General features: G+C 59.4%; 8 protein-coding genes. All 8 read right to left on the minus strand.

The window, feature by feature from the left end; translation table 11 throughout:
- Positions 1-30 precede the first annotated feature (30 nt).
- The 8 genes from VI215_02860 to VI215_02895 all read right to left on the minus strand — a co-directional run bounded on the left by VI215_02860 (position 31) and on the right by VI215_02895 (position 18,491).
- The gene (locus VI215_02860; protein ID HEY6191247.1) at positions 31-3,516 is read right to left on the minus strand and encodes a lamin tail domain-containing protein; all 3,486 of its coding nucleotides are present in this window, start codon (positions 3,514-3,516) and stop codon (positions 31-33) included.
- A gap of 328 nt (positions 3,517-3,844) precedes the next feature.
- Positions 3,845-6,100 (minus strand): YCF48-related protein, encoded by a 2,256-nt coding sequence (locus VI215_02865; GenBank protein HEY6191248.1) that lies wholly within the window; start codon positions 6,098-6,100, stop codon positions 3,845-3,847.
- A 14-nt stretch (positions 6,101-6,114) separates the two neighbouring features.
- Positions 6,115-8,379, minus strand: a complete 2,265-nt coding sequence (locus VI215_02870; GenBank protein HEY6191249.1) for a YCF48-related protein — start codon at positions 8,377-8,379, stop codon at positions 6,115-6,117.
- A gap of 208 nt (positions 8,380-8,587) precedes the next feature.
- Complete coding sequence (locus VI215_02875; protein HEY6191250.1) at positions 8,588-11,131, minus strand: hypothetical protein; 2,544 nt, start codon at positions 11,129-11,131, stop codon at positions 8,588-8,590.
- A gap of 82 nt (positions 11,132-11,213) precedes the next feature.
- Positions 11,214-12,095 carry a hypothetical protein gene (locus VI215_02880; protein ID HEY6191251.1) on the minus strand — a complete coding sequence of 294 codons (882 nt, stop codon included), beginning with the start codon at positions 12,093-12,095 and terminating at the stop codon, positions 11,214-11,216.
- A 251-nt stretch (positions 12,096-12,346) separates the two neighbouring features.
- Positions 12,347-12,898, minus strand: a complete 552-nt coding sequence (locus tag VI215_02885) for a hypothetical protein (GenBank protein HEY6191252.1) — start codon at positions 12,896-12,898, stop codon at positions 12,347-12,349.
- 277 nt (positions 12,899-13,175) lie between these two features.
- Positions 13,176-15,149 (minus strand): T9SS type A sorting domain-containing protein, encoded by a 1,974-nt coding sequence (locus VI215_02890; GenBank protein ID HEY6191253.1) that lies wholly within the window; start codon positions 15,147-15,149, stop codon positions 13,176-13,178.
- A gap of 120 nt (positions 15,150-15,269) precedes the next feature.
- Positions 15,270-18,491 carry a T9SS type A sorting domain-containing protein gene (locus VI215_02895; GenBank protein HEY6191254.1) on the minus strand — a complete coding sequence of 1,074 codons (3,222 nt, stop codon included), beginning with the start codon at positions 18,489-18,491 and terminating at the stop codon, positions 15,270-15,272.
- Between the last annotated feature and the right edge of the window lie 104 nt (positions 18,492-18,595).

The following is an 18,595-nucleotide window of genomic DNA, read 5'->3' on the forward strand; positions in this document are numbered from 1 at the left end:
ATTTAAATTTAATTATTCAATTCAAAACTTCTATGGGGGGCCTGAACCCGTCCGCTCCACGGAGCCGGCGGCGCGGGACACGGCCGAAAAGAACAATGTCCCCCCGCCCGAAACCTTGACCCAGTATCCCTTCCCCGGCTCGAGCGTCCGGGCGACGACGTACCCGTTTTCGTAGCCGAAATAATTTGAGGAGACGATTCCCGGGGGGACCTGGACAATCTGTGAACCTGAAATCGGATAGGCAGGCGAGCCGATCAGGTTCCATCCATCCGACACCTTCACCGAATCGACAGACTCAGCGACGCCCGAGATCGTGTCTGCTTCCGCCGAGCGAAGCCTGCACCAGTACCCCGTTCCCGGTTTGAGCGTGTCCGCGGGGAGATACCCTCCGTCATACCGGAAAGCCGGCGAGATCGCGCCCGGGAAGAGTGAGTTCAAGGTCCGGCCGGCGACGCTCAACGGGAAGGATACCAGGTTCCAATTCTCAGAAAGCGAATACCGCATCTCGACCGTCGAATTTCCCAGGACGTGCGCGGCGTCCGAGGCGGTCCAACGCGAGAACGAATGGATTCCGGAAAGGCGCACGGTGCGGGAAAGTGTGTCGGCGATCGACCCTGCCGGCGCAGACCAGGTTGCGCCTACGTCGGCGGATCTCCACAATCGAAGGGATCGGGGATCCTGTCCGTTGAGCTCGGAGTCATCGTAGGAAAAATCGAGAGAGGCATCCAGGCCGGCATTCACAGAAGGGATGATTTCAAAGTAGCGAAGGATGGACGGACCCGAGGCGGCGCCGGTCACGCGGACCACCTCGGTGGATTCGGGAGCCGAGCCATCGGCGAGTATCGTGCAACCGATCCCGCCGAAATTCTGTGGCGCCGATCGGGCCACGAGGCGCGTTGCCTCGACCCTTCCGGTAACGGTTTCGCCGGGAAGTTCCACCAGCGTGCCTCCCAGGGAGAGGCGGTACGGATCGGGAATGGCGAAGCCCTGTTCGATCGAAAACGTATGTCCGGACGCGACCTCGATATCCGCAAATCCGGCGCTTCGGCTCCCCCGAACCGATTGACTGGAGGAAGCGGAGCCTGCCGGAAGTCCGCCGATGTTCACGCGGTACGACGATCCGGCCGCGTCGCCCGTGTGCAGAAGAATTGTCCCTTCGTTCGTGATTCCCCCCCCATCGAGGTTGATCGCACCGTGTCCGCCGCCGGCTGGAGATTGCTGCACGAGCAACTGCGCGTCCGGCTCGACGGTGATCCCGCCCGTGAGCGTCGGAACCCCGTTCGCGGACGAGTTACCGATGTCGCCGGAATTTGTATCCGCGGCATCGCCGATCCAGAATGTAGAATGGCTTTTCACGATCAGGCTTCGGAGCACTATTGTTGTTTTTTTCGATGCGGACCAGACACACACCTTGGAGTTCACGCCGTCACCGACCGTAAGATTCCCGAGCCGTAGCCCGGCGCTGTTCCTGAGTGTGTCGGAAGATATACTTACTAATTTGACGAATCCTTCGTTCATATTCAAGCCTGAGCTACCATTTCCAATAATATTGCTGGTCGAGGTGGAAATGCCTTGTTTCAGGACCAGAGTGGCCCCCCCGTTCCCGTTGGAGGTAAGCTTCGACCTGCCCCCCTGGCCGCTGCCGGATCCCCCGGAAATGCTCAAATTGCCGTTTATCGTCAACTGGGGCGTTCCGGACTGGTCAAACCGCAGGGTGGGCCCGAGGGAAGTCCCGGACCCCGTCATGGTGAGATTCCTGCACCGGGCGTCGGGAAGATCGACCGTCACCGTCACACCGGGCGTCGAAAAGGTGACATCGCTTGAGTCTCCCGGCACCTGGCGGCTCGACCAGGTATTGGTGTCGCTCCAGTTTCCCGATGCGGCTGCCTCAAAGGTGAGAAGCGGAAGATTCCCCATGTCGGATGCCGTCCGGGGCTTGAGTCTCTGGAATCCATTCGAATACGAAAGTATGCCGACCGCATCACGCGGAGCGGAAGGAATCTGCGTGCCGGAGAGCGTGTTCAATCCGGCGAAACTCTCGACTCTCAATGTGATCGTATCCGATCCGGGGGTGTGATACGAGTAACTCGTCCCCGGACTGAACGCCCCGCTTGATGAGGTCGAGAGAGCCAGAATCTTCACAAGCTTTCCTTCGTTCAAATATCCGGAAGCCTCGGGAAGGGGAAGCGTCAGCGTCACCGGCGCAATAGTTGAATTTCCGAGAGACGTATCCGTAAATGAAAATCCCGGTCCGCCGATATGATACGCGCCCTCAACGGAAACAATAGTCCCCTCCACTCTCACATTCCTTCCGGCGTTGTACGCCGGGAGTCCACCTGCAAGAAACAGGCCAATGCCGCCGGACGCGTCCTGAAGAAAACCCTGTCCGTTTGCGAATGTGTTCGTGCGGACGTTCAGCGTGCCTGAGACCCGGACTCCGTAGCCGGCGACGTCGGGTAGCGGGTGTGATTTCACGGCGGAAACCGGGGCGTCTCCGACGAAGTATCCCCCGGGGGAACTGCGGGTCGAGGAATATTTGGACGAATCGTCGAGTGCCGAGATAAAATATTCGACAAGGGTTCCCGCCGGGCCGTGCTTTCCCGAGGGAATCACCCCACGGAACTGCGTTCCGCCCAGAGGCGCCATCGCGACGGAGGAATCGAACGCGCCACCGTCCACCCTGATCGAAATCCTCGCGGATGAGACAACGCCGTCGGCGTCGGAAATGCTCGCCGTCACTGTGTCCGTACCGCCGGGGTCGGCGACGTGGGGCGACCGCGCGACATTCGATATCACCGGCGGCAGATCTCCGAGCAATGGGGGGTTCTCCGGAGGCGAGGAGAGATTTTGCGGACCCTGGACATTCGTGATCACGAAGTCGGACCGGTTGTCTCCGCCGTCCCATCCGTTTCCCGACAGCGAGTCGCTTCCGCCCCCGGACATCGACGAGAGCGTCGAGGAGGCTTGCGCTTTCCGCTCGGCGCTTGTCGTGTTCGAGAGCGCCCCTGCGGGCAACGACCCCTCGAATTGGTTTGCGCTCCCGTAGCCGACAAAATCGATCACGTTCGCTCCGGCCGGGCCTGAAATGGTGACCGTGTCGCCCGCGAGAGCGACCTTCCCCCCTGTTGACGCGAGGGAGATCGTGCCGGCGGCATCGGGAGCCGGCAGCGGAGCCGTCCCGCCCGATCCCTGCGCCTCCTGCACGAGGAAGAATTGATGGGCGGGGATGGTTCCGGAGAAGACGGTTTTTTGCCAGGTGGACCCTGTTCCGGAGGCCGATTGGTACTGGACGGACCAGTGCGTCATCGTAACGGGAAATGAAGTGGGATTGTAGAGTTCGACGAAGTCGTTCTTGTAGAACGCACCGGCGTTTCCGCCGCCGCCGTAGACTTCGCTGATGACCGGGTGTGTCGCAATTTGCGCTTGAACATGATTAGTGAAGCCGCTCAGGGAGAGGATGAGAATGGAACGGCTCAGCAGGTATGGGATTCTGGATTGCCATCGCTCGACTTTCATAAGAGTGCCTCCTTCTCTTAGAAATGATGGGGCAGTATGGGTTAAGTGTACGGGTTAAATGGGCATCGACCGAATATTCAGAGCGCCTCCTTCTCCTTATGGTGAACTGATCGTGAGTTAATTGAACGCAGGCTAATGCCTGCGGCTACCGGTTTTATCAAGATCGTTCGGCCCTGGCAGGGCGTCGGCGCGGAGCGCCGACATATGCGTTCCCACGCAGAGTGTGGGAACGAGAATCGCCGGTTCGGTATCGGAATCCGCGACCTGAAGGTCGCGGACCGCAGGCTAAAGCCTGCGGCTACCGTTTCCGCTGAGGTACAGGTAGCCGTCACCGCAACAGAATCATCCGGTGTGTTTCGATGAACTCTTTGGTGATCACCCGGTAGAAGTAGATGCCGGTGGGCACGGGAGAACCAAAGCTGTCTTTTCCGTCCCAACCGGGCGCACCGCTCGTCTGGTCGTGGAGGCCGGGCTCGAAATTTCCCGCGTCGACAACGCGCATCAGCCGTCCGAGGGCGTCATAGACCTTGATCACGACACTCGACCGGATCTTCAGCTGAAACGGAATCAGCGCGAAGGGGGTTTGCTTCGGGATGAACGGATTGGGGAGGCTCTGTCCGACATGCTCCACTTCGTAGTTGGGCGGCGCCGGAGGAGGCGCGGGAGGAGCGCCTCCGCCGTCGGAAGTGACGAGAATGCAACCGTTCGATCCGACGATCCAGCCATGGTCATTGTCCGTGAAGGAAACGCCATAGAGAAGCCGGGCGGACGTCGTCGCCTGGACGATCCAATCGTCTCCGCCGTTCGAGGTATGGAGAATCGTTCCGGAGCTCCCGACAACCCAGCCCGAATTCTTGTCGACAAAGTCGAGGGCAAGAAAATGCTGCGTCCCGAGGAACGGGGTGATCTCAGGGTGCCAGGTGAGCCCGCCGTTCGTGGACTTGATCAGCCGGTGAAACCTTCCGACGGCCCAGCCGGTGTCGGAATTAATGAACTGGATTTGAAAGAGGGCTCTGGCATCCCTCGCGACCTCGGTCCAGGTCGCGCCTCCGTCGGTCGTCTTCAAGATCGAAGTCGTGTCCGAATTCGCGCCGAAGACCGACGTGATCCAACCGGTCTGATTGTCAACGAAGAAGACCGAACTGAGGGTGAGCGAAGTGTCGAGCGCGGTTTCAGACCAGTCAGTCCCCCCGTTCGAGGTGTGGAGGATGGTGCCCCGCTGGCCCACGACCCAGCCGTTCTGGGGGTCGGGAAAGTAAATGGAGAGGAGCGCATTCGACGAATCCAATTCGACTTTCGACCAGGTGAATCCGTCCGTTGTGCCGATCAGGGTTCCGGCGTCTCCGGCGGCCCAGCCCTTGCTGTCGGAGGTGAAGTAAGTCGCCCGGAGGGCGCTTCTCGTCGGCGTGGCCTCCTTCGCCCAGGTGGCTCCTCCGTCCGAGGTGCGGATCACCGTTCCCTGGGCTCCCACCGCCCACCCGAGGACCGGATCCCGGAACGTCGTCCCAAAGAGGTCGACCGTCACATTATTGCGAAACCGGGTCCAGACACCTCCCTGATTGACCGTGTACTTGATCTCTCCGTTGTCGCCGACGATCCAGCCGTTGGAGGCATCGCCGAAGGACAGGTCTCTCAGAGAGTTCACGGAGTCGAGCACCGAGGAGGACCAGGAGGTTCCGCCGTTCGAGGTCTGGAGGAGAACCCGCCCCCCGACCGCAAGTCCGACCGTCGGAGAAACGAACGTGATGCGGGACAGAATTGTCGAAGTGCCCGTGAACTGCCGGATCCAGTTGGCGCCTCCGTTTGTCGTCGCGAGGACGAGGCCTGAGGAGCCGGCGACCCACCCGGTGTCACGGTTGACGAAATAGACGGACTGGTAATCCCGGATAAGCTGGGACGAGTCGGGGACATTGAACCAGGTGTCTCCCCCGTTCGTCGTCTTGAGGAGTGTCGCGAAATCGCCGACGCAGTAACCTGTCGTGCGCGTGGGGAAAAAGACGGATCTCAGGTCCTGGGTGGTATGGCTCACGAGCAACTTCCACTGGATTCCGCCGTCTGTCGTCCGAAGGATCGCCCCGGAATCGCCCGCGCAAAAACCGACATTTCCGCCGGCGCCGGCCACCGAGTTCAGTCCCCTGCCGCCCGCCGGTGAATTCCTCGCAACCCAATCCGTGCCGCTGTCGCTTGTGAAGAAGATGCTTCCGGAGCTGCCGACGATCCAGCCGGTGGAGGGGTTCGGGAAGAAAACGGACTTCAGGTTGATTTCGGGGTTTGCGGTGACTTCAAGGGTCCGCCAGGTCGCGCCCCCGTCGACGCTTCTCAGGCAGGTGCCGAGTTTGCCGACCGCGACGATGGTATTGGCGTCGATCGCATCGACGCCGAGGAGGTCATTCCCTTGCGGGAGGGGATTCGCCCAGTTCCATCCGGTCTTTGGGCCGGTCTGGGAAAAGGAAAGAGTTGCGGCTGCCAGAATGAGAAAACCCGATAACACCGCACGGCGGACCGTCGATCTGGTCGTCGGTGTTCCAGGGCTTCGCGGCGCCCCCGCGGTCCCCATCCGGATTGTGTTCCGCTGCCCGGCCATGCCCGCTCAAACCCTCATCTCAACAACAGCATCTTGTGAACGTCTATGAATTTGCCTCCGTCGACTACGAGCCGGTAGAGGTAGACGCCCGAGGGGAGATCCCTTCCCCGCGCATTCCTCCCGTTGAACAGAAGCGAGTGCCGTCCGGGCTCGAGCTTCTCATCCCGGACCAGCGTGGCGACCTCCTGGCCGAGGAGATCGTATATTTTCAGGGAAACCGTGCCTCCTCTCAGGAGATCGAAGGCGATCACCGTCGAAGGGTTGAACGGGTTGGGGTAATTGGTCGAAAGCGGAGCCTGCCTCGGCGCGAGCGGCGCACCCGCCTGGATGAACGCGGGGCTTGTGTTCTTGAGAATCGCGCCGTTTGAGCCGACGGCCCACGCATTGAGAGGATTCAGCACGGCGAGCGCGTAGAGGTTCCTGCTCGTACCGGACACCTGGCCGACCCAGGTGCTTCCGCCGTCGGAGGTGTAAAGCATCACTCCCCCGATCCCGCACGCCCATGCGTGCGTGGCATCGTAGCATTGGATCGCGGTCAACGAGCGGACCGTGCCTGAAATTTGAGCGGCCCAGGAGAATCCTCCGTCGGAGGTGTGCAGAATCGTGCCCCGATCTCCCACGGCCCACCCGTCGGTCTCCGAGGAGAAGTTTACCGCGCGCAGGGTGCGTGTCGTGTTCGTCGGCTGCGTAACCCAATCGGCTCCGCCGTTTGTCGTGGCGGAGAGAACGCCGCCGGAACCCGCCGCCCAGCCGTATTCCGAATTCAGAAATTGAATGCCGTAAAAATTCTTTCCGGTGCGCGTGAAGATCGGGGACCAACTCACACCCCCGTTCGTCGTCCGCAATATCTTGCCGGCGTTGGCCGCGAGATACCCGGTCTGCGGGTCGATAAACTGGATGGCGTTATAGTTCAGACTGTTGCCGGTCGGCGACGGGACCCAGCTCGCGCCGCCGTCGATGGTCTTGAGCAGAAGGCCGCTCTTCCCCGCCGCCCAACCGTTCAAAGCGTCGCGGAAATAGAGCCCTGTCAGGTTTTTCAAGAGGCCGGAGGATTGTGGCGCCCAGGTTCCCCCGCCGTTTGTGGTATGGAGGACCACCCCGCGGTTTCCGACGACCCATCCGTTGAGCGTGTCGGGGAACGAGACTGCGAGCAGGTTCGACGAGATCTGGACTTCATGCGACTTATGCATCCAGGTCACGCCGCCGTCGGTCGTCGCGAGCATTTCTCCGCCCGTCCCCACGACCCAGCCGTTATTCAAATCGGCGAACTTCAGACCGGTCAGCGAGCGGACCGAGCCCGAGTTCTGGAGATTCCAGATCCCGCCGGCATTCACGGTCTTGTAGATTTTTCCCCTGTCGCCCACGATCCAGCCGTTATTCCGATCGAGGAATTGCACCCCGTACAGAAAGCTGGCGGTCACGGGAGCGAAACTGATCCAGTGATCACCGCCGTCAATTGTGGCGATGATCGTGCCGGTCTGCCCGACGGCAAAGCCGTGCGTGCGGTCGACAAACGAAGCGGAGCTGAGATGGCTGATGGTCCCGGGATTTTTCGCGGTCCAGGTTGCGCCTCCGTCGGTCGTCGCAAACACCGTGCCGCTGTCTCCGACGACCCAACCGTAGGAGGGATCGACGAACCGGACGTCGTTCAGGTTCTTCGAGGTGGGGAGGACGGTCCGGTTCCAGGTGATGCCCCCGTCCACCGTCGAAAGAAGAATTCCGACGTGACCCACGACCCACCCGCGGAGATTGTCAATAAAGAAGAGTCCATAGAGGGCGGACGAGGTATTCGAAACCAGCCGGTGCCAGGTCGCGCCCGCATCGGTCGTCCGGACGATCGAGCCGAACGAGCCGACCGCGAATGCCGAATCGGGGCTGACCAGATTGACCGCCGAGAGGAAACCGCTCACACCCCCGGTGACGATCCGCGGGTTCCAGGTCGTCCCGGCGTCGCTCGACATGAGGCTTGTGCCGAGCTGCCCGACGAACAGGACGGAATCCCGGTTCAGAAGATCGACCCCGTAGAGGTTATTCCCATTCAAAACGGGGTTTTGCCATTGCCAGGAAGGCATCAACGTGTCAGCGGCAAGGTCCAGGTCATCTACATAAAACACCGAATCGCCGTAAAGAACTCCCGGATCGGAATTATCCTGGTTGTAGAACGCATCGGTCGTATCCGCGCCGTCCTGCGCCTTGCAACGGCTCGTCCCCGCAAGGAAGAGCGCGAGAGCCGCGAGCATCAGAAACGCGAACCGGCTCGCACGCACCCGCCCTTTCATATTCTCTCCATTCATAGTACCCTCCGACACAGTGTGACCCGACATCCGCCATCCATGACCAAACCCCTTAGCGTGTCATTCTGAGGAGCGAAGCGACGAAGAATCTGTCTTTGCTGTTTCGACGCCGTAGGGGATCCTTCGCGGAGTCTACACTGAGCGAAGCGAACGTGCTCAGGATGACAACCGCGCAGGATGACAATCTCTTTTCTCATCTCGACAACAGGAAATCTACTCCCGCCACTTCGTCCCCCTCGGCCTTTGCATGCACCTCGACGACACGGAACAATTCCTTTGCGATATAGCCCTGCTGGGTGACCTGGGACTGCTCCAGCGAAACCCTGTAGGTCCCCGGCGGCACTCCGATGAACTCAAACTCGCCGGTGGAATACGTGATGGCCGTGAGCGAGAACGCCTTCTCATCAGCGGGCGCATTCTCCGCCCGGAGAGTCACGTTGAGCCCTTCCGCCGGGAGCACTTTCTTCTCTCCCGTAAATTCGATCTTTCCCCGGACGATGCCGCCCACAACGATCGGGAGATCGACCTGGCTGAACTGATTCGGCTCCGAGAACGCGGCCACGTTCAGATACCGCGGAACCCAGAGGGGGTTGTCCAGCGTCTGGGGTTCCAGCGTCATCACATACTCCTCATAGGGGAGAGTATGCTGGAGGCCAAATCCGATCCCGGGCGTGTATCGCAGATACTGATTGCCGAAGAGGCTGGAACTCCTGATGCGGGCTTTCGTGACGACTTCTTCGCCCGGATCGCGCACACCGTTGGCGTTGGCATCGACAAACGGCTGAACGTTCAGGCCGCCGAATCCGACTCTCGAGTTGAGGTAGTCGAAGAAGAAATGGTTCGACGCGGAGGAATATCCGATGGAGCCGGTGACACTCTCCGACGCCCGGAAGCCGCCCTGCCCTCCGGAAGCGACCACCGCACGGAACAGGCTGAACGGAAAATAGTAGGAGACCTGGACGCCGGCCAGCGTATTCTGCGCTTCGAACGCTCTCTGGTAGAAGACGTCGAGCCAGAATTCCCGCGTAACGCGCTTGCTGAAATCGATGCGGAGATCCCTGAAACCCCCGTCGGTATGGAAATACCGGGTGGCACCGCGGAGCAGAAAGCCCGAGGGAGCCCGGATCGCGAGCGAGACCGAGGTGAAGGCGTCCAGGACCGTCTCACCCTGAGGATCGACCTTCCACGACCGGCGGTGAGTGATGCGGGGAGTGAAGATGCCGAGCTGCCCGCCCAGAGAGATCTGGAAAATCCGTTCGCGGCCCGACGCGAACATGGTCTGCCTTCCGAGGAGATCGAGGCCCAACCTCGAGCCGCCGATCCGGAGCGGCAGGTTCACCGTCGCGGTCCCTTCATCGGTGATGTTCCGCGGATTGTAAAAGACGTTTCGCGCAAACCACGAATAGGTGAGCGACCCGCCCGCCGAGGTCGGATAGCTGAGGCTCAACTGCGCCGTGGAGAACGCCGTGGGCGCGTAGGTAAAGTCGCCGAACAGCGACCCCGTAATCCTCGCGGTCGTCGTGAAGAGCGGATGGAACTTACGGTTCACGTTAAAGAGCGTGGGAGAATAGTAGTCGATCCCCGTCCCGATCGTGAGCGCGTCATTGACGCCCCATTGGATCACGCCGTTCCCGTACCACTCGTCGTTCAGGAGCCGCATCTCGCCGCCGGCGAGGCTGTACTGGACCTCCCCGGGCGGGATCATCGTGGGCGGAACGACGATCCGGTAGTCGATATCGTACTCGACGCCGAACTGGTCGTACTTTTTCACGGTGTAATTCGTGACGCCGTAGGTAATCAGAGTCGGAAAATTGAAGCGGCCCGAGGCGGTTCCGGCCTGGAAATCGATCAGGGATCCGCCGTAATACAAATCGGAAAGCTCGCCGGTCTGCAACTGTCCCTCGATGTTTTCCGTCACGAACAGAAGCCTGCGCGGCGCCGGCCTGTTCGTAATCTCAGCGCCGAACACGCTGGAGGGGACGAGTCCGGTCGTGATAATATCCCCCAGGTTGATCTGCCTGACGGCAGAATTGTCGAGGAACGCGTAGCGCAGGCGCGAACTCACGTCATTCCATGTCGGGTCATGATGGCTCTGGCCATCAAACCGCGTATCCAGATCGCCGTACAGGAACTGGTTGCCGAGCCGCAGTGAAAAATCCTGCCGCGGAATCCCGTGCTGCGATTCCTGCGCCCCAAACGAATAGTCCAACCTCCCGACTCCGAAAGCGGAGACCTGACGGGGCAGCGTGTACTCCGCCAGCGGAATTTTTCCCAACAGGAATTTTCTTCGCCGGGCGTATTCCCTGTCGCGCTCGAGAAAAATCGGAAGCGCCTCCTTGGTGGTCAGGGTGATATCGAGCCGCCGCGGGTTATACTTCAGCTGGAGACCGAACAGGGCTTCAAACAGGTCGATCCGAAGAAAGAGGTCCCCGGGACGAATCACGGCGTCGTTCGGAGCGATTGAGGGGGATTTGCCCCCGACTTTCGCGGACGGGGCGCCGGCGTCGATCCGGTAGGAGTTGTCGGGGCGAATGTAGAAGCCGTCCACAACCCCGGTGGCGGCGTTGTAGTTGTAGTTGAGACGGAGAAACTTGAACAGCGCGACCATGGGAACATAGACCTGTGTTCCGCGCGCAATGATATCGAATTCGGTTCTGCCGATCCCCCTGATCGTCAGCGTCACGGGGACCATCTGCACCGTATCAGCCGCCGGCCTGGTCTGCGCGCGGCCACTCATGGCGCCGAGAGTAACAAATATGAGAAGAGACAAGATCCATTTCGCCCTCATGCATCAGCTCCCTGTTCAGCCACGGCCACCCTCAGGGAAGCGTGATTTCTTGGGTGTACTTGACCGGATCGGTCTTGATCAGATACTCGTTCTGCACACCCGGCCTGCGCGTTGCGAAGGTCACTTCCAGGCTATAGGTCCCGGCCGGGACTGTGGACACGTCAAGGAGGTAAGGATAGTCGATATCTTTGTAGACTGCGACCTGATGATCGTCGCTCTTCACGATCTGGCCGTCGTGGTTTCTCAACCGGAGAGACATGGTCCCCCAATACGAAGCCGTCCCGGTCCTGTTAAGACCGATGCCAAGAAGGAGTTTTCCCTTGAGCGGCGATCCCGTCACGTGAGTGATCGTAAGCCCCGTCGTAACGTGGCCGACCCGGTAATGGAGAGGGATATCGATCTGGGAGATGTATTGCAGGTGCATCTGGAGATTGCCGCCGGGAGCGGTCGCCGCTTTGTTCTTCAATTCCCGGTCGAAGGAACTTACCACGACCCGCGCCCAGTACTCCCCCGGTGCCAGGCCCGGAGGGGGAGAAATCATGACGCGCACCAGCTGCGACTCCTTGGGTCCGAGCACAAACCGCTGTGGAAACGCCCTGATCCATGTGACGGCCGCGGGCTCGTTCACATAAGGCGAATCGACATAGTGCATCGCAAATTTACCGCTATCGCCCGCGACGGGATAGCCGTACTTGAATTCCACCCACGCCTCCTGGCGGGTTTCGGTCGGGTTGGTCACGCTTACCGAAACCGTCCTGCTCGGGAGGGTGAGGAAGAGATAAAGGGGATAGACATCGACGCCGGCGAGAAGATTCGCCGGGGTGAGCAGCGCGAGGAGTAGTCCGGCAATCCACGCGAAGCGCGAAACAAGGAAGGGGCTTCTTCTGCTCTTGGTATCTCGCAATGTTTCCATCATTCCCAAGTGTGTTAGTAGGTGATGCTCGCCGGGTGATTCCAGAACGCGCCGGAAGGCAGAGAGGATTGGTGAGGCTATTCCGGTGAAGAGACTGTTTCGTTGGCCCTTCTCGCCCCCAGGGAATCAAAACTTTCAAAGGGAGGTGCGACAGTCGCGCGTTCCTCTAATTAAATGAAGAGGTACCTCTGATCATTTTTCATAACCATTGGTACCCCTTCATTTGGAAAACAGTACAAAAGAACTAAAGCTCAGTTCCCTGTGTAGGCTGCGGAACCGATGATCTGACCGGTGTACCCGCCGGCGAATGCCGTCTGGGGAACCAACAACGTCGCGCCGAGGAACAATCCCGTCGCTCCGCCGCCGCCGATCGTAAGATTCACTGCGCTACCGACAACCGGGCCTGCTGCTGCAAACGGAGCGGTCGGATCGTTGTCATAGTTCCATCCGAACGTCCAGTTGCCTGTGGGGATGCCGCCGTTTTCGTCATCCGACTGTAACTGCGCCGGAAGTACCATTGTGATAACGACGTTCGAGCCGGCGTTTCCATCGACTTCAAAACCGACCGGTCCGACGACAATTCCCGCGCCTTCACCAGGTCCCGGAGGATCCTTGAATCCGCCCGGTGTGATGACGTAGGTCTGTCCCGGGGACAACACGCCCCAGTCGCCGTCGACGTTGACGAGCGTCAAGGCATTCTCAACACTTGCCGTTACCAGCGCTTCTGCTTCGCTCTGCGCGAGTACGACATGGTTCAGCCCGATGAATAAGACGAGGGCCAGCGCCAACATGAAGCTTTTCATGTTTTACTCCTTACTGGATGGTTAGTGATATGGTGGATTAGAGAAATTTAGAATTACAAAAATTGACTACTCTTTGAATGCTTGTTAAAACCGATATTCATTAGGACTGTCTCATTGGAGGCGTCTGATACACTCCTTTCTGATGATCATCATCGGGTATTGCGGGTGTACACTCGTGACGAGTTGCATAGGCCAACCGCAGGTTCCCTTGCCTCCTTGCCGGGTTGCGTGGCCGCTTCAAGAGCGGCCACGCAACCATGCAGGAACCCGTAAGGGCTTACTTCAACAACATCATCTTCTTAACGCTTGTGTAATAATCGCCGGACACCGCCCCGTCGTCATCGATCGCCTGGGCGACAACCCGGTAGAAGTAGACTCCGGATGTCAGTCTCGAGGCGTCGAAATCGACAGAGGTCGTTCCCGCGTCAAGGAGCTCATGATCGTAGAGCGTGGCGATCTCCTGACCCAGGATATTGTAGATCTTCACCGACACGAACGCGTCCGTCGGGAGCGCAAACTCGATCGTCGTCGTCGGGTTGAACGGGTTCGGGTAATTCTGCCGGAGCGTGAAAGTCCCGGGAATCGGATTCGGATCCACGAACGGCCTGTTGATCACAAACGGAGTGGCTTCCGTCCCCTTGTGGAGGTAGGCGACATCCGAAGCCGACCGCACGCCGGTCACGACCGTCTTCGAACCGAACGACACGGTGTCGAAGGGTCCGCTGAACGCGCTGTCGATCGCCCGGATGACGTTGTAAAGCTGCAGGAGGCTATCCGGGTCGCTGCCGACAATACTTTGCGACTGGCACGACAGAGCGCTGTCGCAGATAATCGCAAGATGGTCAAGCGTCTGCCCGTTATACCTGCCGCCGACATACGTGAACGCACCGAGCCCCGGAGCGGTCTTCGCGTTTGCGCTCGCTGCGATGTTGAACTTCAGCGCAAGCACTTCCGAAACAAGCTTGTTGTTGTGCTTGTCGGGCGGGAGGCTCTTCTGCACTTTCACGATATCCTTCAGGCTGGTGTCGAAGATGTTGAGGCAGCGGGGGGCGCCTGAGCTGACAAATCCGGCCGCCTTCTTGCTGTACAGCGTCTTCGTCGCGTCTTTCCACTTCGGATGCGTGACTTCCTTGAAGATGGGAGCGAGTTTTTCATCCACACCCGCCTGCGCAGAGATCCCGAGCCTGATTCCTACGGGTTTCCCCTTTCCATCGATCTCAGGGAACGCGCCCTGGGAGTAAAGCTCTTCGCCCACGTTATTGATGTTGGGCATCTTCAGCAGAAGCTGCGAGGCGTTCAGAGTCGCCGGACCGAGCTTGCCGCCGATGATCGTATTCGTGCCGTCCAGCCACCAGTATTTCTTCGCCGCCGGCAATTTGCCCTTGTTTCCGTAGGTGCAGATGTCCACCGAGGCGCCCACCGGTCCGGCGGGAACCGTGAAATCCCACTTCTTTTTCTTGAGTGGCGCATCGGGGCTATTGGCCACCGTGAACGGACCGAAGCTCACCGGGGATTCATCACCTCCGCCCGGAGGAGGAATCACCGCCTGGTCGAATTCGACGTGGAGCGCGACCGCGTTCTCGGGCGGGATGTTGGGATTATTGAAGGTGAAGCAGCCGAAGCTCGCATACGCCTTCCGTTTTTCCGCGGTTGACACCTTCGCCTTGCTATTAAGAGAGAGTGCAATCTCTTCGGGCAGGAACGTGCGGTAGGTCGACTTATCCTGCGTCTTGATGAAGATATACTGGTCGCCGAGAGACTTCGCCGGATAGGTGAAGGAAGTCTGAGTCGCCATGTTCACATCCGGGAACAGGTTCGATCCCGAACCGTCCTGGAGAGTCCATTTGCCGCCTGCGGAGTCGGTGAGGTTCGCGGGCCACGAGAATGTCACGGAGTCGCCCGAGGAGTCGCTCTTGAAGGAGATTCTCCAGCGGTCGGATTGGGCCGTGGATACTCCCTTGTGCAGGTTCTTGATCAGTCCCAGAAGGCATGTGTCCTTGCCGGTGCCGGATAGGATCGTGATCGACCGTGCGTCAAAAGATCCACCCGGAGGTTCGACCGGTTGCTCCTCTTCTCCCAATGCCGAATCGATGTGGTTTGTCGCTGCCGGGTCAAAACCGATGACGATGTTCACCGCGCCTACGTTGTCGGTGACGTGAATCGGCACCTTTACTTTCTGCGCCATGACGGTCTGGGAGAGCATCAACACACCCAAACACATCAGGACGATAAATCCGCTAGCCTTCTTCATAGGAACCTCTTTAATTTAGTATGGATGATGGGTGATTAGCGATTGAGATGGCGCCGGGCTTTCGCAGTCTCATCAGAGAGGATCCCGTCCCGGACCCGGGACGGGATCTTCTCCAGACCGTTACTTCATCAACATGATCTTTCTGACCGCGCTGAAGTCGCCGGCGGTCATGCGGACCATGTACATTCCCGACGGGACGTTCAAGCCATGTCCGTCTTTCGAATCCCACTCCATCACATGGTAGCCTGCCTCCTGCTCGCCGCTCATCAGAGTCGTGATCTTCCGGCCCAGCACGTCGTACACTGTGATGTCGACCACTGCCGCTCTCGGAATATCAACGCTGAAGTGCGTCGTCGGGTTGAAGGGATTCGGATAATTCTGGGATAGTGCAAACACCTTCGGTACTGACAGTCCTTCCGTCAGCTTCAGCACCAGCTTCGTCACGTTTGCATCCGTGATCGTCACCTTCCCGCTTCCATCGATGACACCCAGCATCTTGCTGTCCTTCGCCGCAACGGCCATGAGAGCAAGCTTCTGTGTGCCGCCGCGAGCGGCTTCCCATCTGACAATGAGCGGATACACGGCACCCTGCATCGAAATCGGGTACTCGTAGGTCTTCGAGGGATCTGCCTGCGCGGGATAGACCTCAACCATCCTGCCCGAGGAGAAGCGCACGTTCAATGCGCCTTCGGGTGCGGAAGGAGGCATCTCGTACTTGCCGGCAGCTGCCGCGCTGAGGACGCCGTCGGAGCCGACATAGAGCGTCTGGGCGCGTCCCATCTTGTCCTGGATCGTGACCTTGTCGAGCGCCGCAAGCTCTTCGATTCCGGGAGCCTGCTTCGGCACCGCACCGGTCCCGACGATATGCAGCGTCCCGGGTGCGCTGGTTTTCACCCAGTATCCTTTTCCGGGAGCGATGGTCGTCGCCACGGTGTAGGAACCGCTGAATCCGAAGAAGGGCGATGTGATGATTCCGGGGGGCGTCGTCGTCAATGAGCTGACCAGCACGGGAGACGAGACAGAGCCGACCATATTCCAGTTCGCATCGAGAGCGTCATCAACGGATGTCAGATGACTTCCCGGCGCATCGAGAGTCTGGGAGCCGCTGAATTTCAACCAAAACCCGGGCCCGTTCGCCAGGGTCTGTGTCGACTGGTAGCTTCCGTGGTATGCGAAAGCGCTCGGCGAAACCGCGGTCGGATAAAGGAACGACTTCGCGTGACTCGGAGGAGTCTGCCCAACCGAGACGAGGTTCCATCCGTCTGTCCCTGCGACCGTGTAAAGCACCGGGTAGTACGTGACGCACAAGCCGGCGTGCAGGTGGCTCTGGGCGGGGAATCCGTCCTTGTTAAAGTAATTGAACGGGGCGATCGGACCCGGAGGATGCTTCAATGAATCCGAGTTCAAACCGGTCAGGTTCAACGTATCGAGGCCGCCGATTCCGATCGAGGTGTACTGGAACTGTATCGTCCCGGCCGCGCGATCAAGAACCACACGGAAGACGTCGTTATCCGCGATCGCTCCGGTCGCGTCGAAATCACCGCTCGAATCCCACTCGGCGATAAACTTGCCCGGGAAAGCCGTGGTGCTCGTCCGGACATGTCCGAACGTCGCGATCGGGGAATCCTGCTTGCTGATCCAGTCCGCCCAGAACGGGGCGATCATATTCTTCGGCATGAAGCCCGCGGCGCGGCGTGTGGTATCGGGCCGCCCCTGGTGCTGGCGCTGCGGAAGGTCGAACCCGTCGGTAGCAAATCCGTTCGAGTTGACGTCGAGCGTATCGGTCACACCCTTCGAGAGCGCGATTGCGCCGTTCACGCCGACCCACGCGTAATTCAACGTGTCGCCGAAATAGATGAACGAACCGCCGAGCGAGTAGGGACCGGCTGTTCCGTCGTCACCCGGATGCGTGTTGGTCGTTCCGGGAGGCAGGAACCACTTGGAGGTATCGATCACCGTGCCCGTCCCGACGATGCTCATCGGGGTGCAGGCGACTGTCGTGTCGGCCCTGTAGTAGGTGCTGTTAAAGTCGACAACCTTGTATCTGAAATCCGAAGAGGAATCCGCAAGGCCGGTCGAATCGTATGCATACACCTTGTACCGCACGATTCTGTTCTTCGCATTGGTTCCGGGGAGGGATCCAAGGAAGGTGTCGCCTCCGATATTGTCGAGCGATGCGGAACCGCTCGAGAGCGTATTTCCGGCGAGGTCCGTAACCGTATATTGCATGCTCGCCGTTTGAATGCCGGCGTGCGTCGGTTGCTCGGCGTCGCAGTCGAATATTTCCGCGGTAATGGTCTGGCTGTTCGTCGAGATCGTGTTCACGGGACCGTCGACGCTATTGATCTTCGGAGGAACGTTCGTGGTGGGAGTCATGATGTACCACACATCGTACACCGCGCCCGCCGTGGTGTCGTCCACCAGAGGTCCGCGCGCCACCCACCCCTTCTTGATTGCAGAGGCCGGGGTCCCCGCGCAGTTGGAGGGCCCTGAATCGTGCTCATAAAATTTCCAGTTACGCGCCGGGAATGGCGGGTACGGAGGATTGTTGCCGTTGGCGCCGAACTGCGTCGGGGCCGGGTCAGGATACGCCTGCGGTGCCGCCTGCGAATTCATCTTGAGCGAGAAGAAGAACGTCTCGCCGATGTCGATCGTATCTTTTACGCCGGCGGAGTGATGCTTGATCTGGAACCCGCCCGGGATGATGTCCATCGGGACTTCTGTAACACCCTGAGAAACAATCTTGACCGGAACGCCGCTCAGACCCCATACGCTCAGGCCGAACGGTTCGAACGACGGGATTGTCCCTCCGTTCGTTTCAATCGTCGAGTGCCAGTTGGTGTCGGTTGCGTCTTCGATGAAGGGCGCAACGCCGTTCTCAAGATCGGCGGTGCTCAGCCAGTAACCCCAGCTCCTGCAGGGCCGCGGGTAATCATAACCGGGACCGTGACCGGGAGAGATGTTGGATTTGAAGATCCGGACGATGACCTGGGAGTCAAGAGCGGAAATCGTCGAGCCGGCGGGCTGCTGGAAGAAAAACGTGTCGACAGTGCCGCGCGCGGGAGCGACGAACCATTCGCCCATGACATCCTTGTGACTGAATCCAAAACGAGAATCGATAGGAAAGTGCAGCGGATCGAATCCAAACTGTGCTCCTCCGCTGCAGTTATCCAGCACGCTCTGAGCCGCACGCTCCTTGTTGTACTTTTCGATCAATTTCTGAGCGGAACTGCCGCGAGGGATGGGGATAACTTCCTGATTGGGGGAGACGAGGTATTTCTTCTGCGCAAGGGAGAAACAACTAAATAGAACTACGCAGAGGAAGGCTGTAAAAAACCGCATAGGCACTACTCCTTTCAGCAACTCTTGTTGATTGATAGTGTGTGGTGCGAAGAGTTTTAAGAAAAAGGTGAAAATCCGAGCTCTACTACGTGCTGCACTTGGTC

It is taken from the genome of Bacteroidota bacterium (assembly GCA_036522515.1).
Taxonomy (GTDB): Bacteria; Bacteroidota; Ignavibacteria; order UBA10030; family SZUA-254; genus VBOC01.

What these genes read in the sequence shown, in the direction of transcription:
- VI215_02860 (HEY6191247.1), bottom strand. Translation starts at nt 3,516, where the DNA reads ATGAAAGTCGAGCGATGGCAATCCAGAATCCCATACCTGCTGAGCCGT.
- VI215_02865 (HEY6191248.1), bottom strand. Translation starts at nt 6,100, where the DNA reads ATGGCCGGGCAGCGGAACACAATCCGGATGGGGACCGCGGGGGCGCCG.
- VI215_02870 (HEY6191249.1), bottom strand. Translation starts at nt 8,379, where the DNA reads ATGAAAGGGCGGGTGCGTGCGAGCCGGTTCGCGTTTCTGATGCTCGCG.
- VI215_02875 (HEY6191250.1), bottom strand. Translation starts at nt 11,131, where the DNA reads ATGAGTGGCCGCGCGCAGACCAGGCCGGCGGCTGATACGGTGCAGATG.
- VI215_02880 (HEY6191251.1), bottom strand. Translation starts at nt 12,095, where the DNA reads ATGGAAACATTGCGAGATACCAAGAGCAGAAGAAGCCCCTTCCTTGTT.
- VI215_02885 (HEY6191252.1), bottom strand. Translation starts at nt 12,898, where the DNA reads ATGAAAAGCTTCATGTTGGCGCTGGCCCTCGTCTTATTCATCGGGCTG.
- VI215_02890 (HEY6191253.1), bottom strand. Translation starts at nt 15,149, where the DNA reads ATGAAGAAGGCTAGCGGATTTATCGTCCTGATGTGTTTGGGTGTGTTG.
- VI215_02895 (HEY6191254.1), bottom strand. Translation starts at nt 18,491, where the DNA reads ATGCGGTTTTTTACAGCCTTCCTCTGCGTAGTTCTATTTAGTTGTTTC.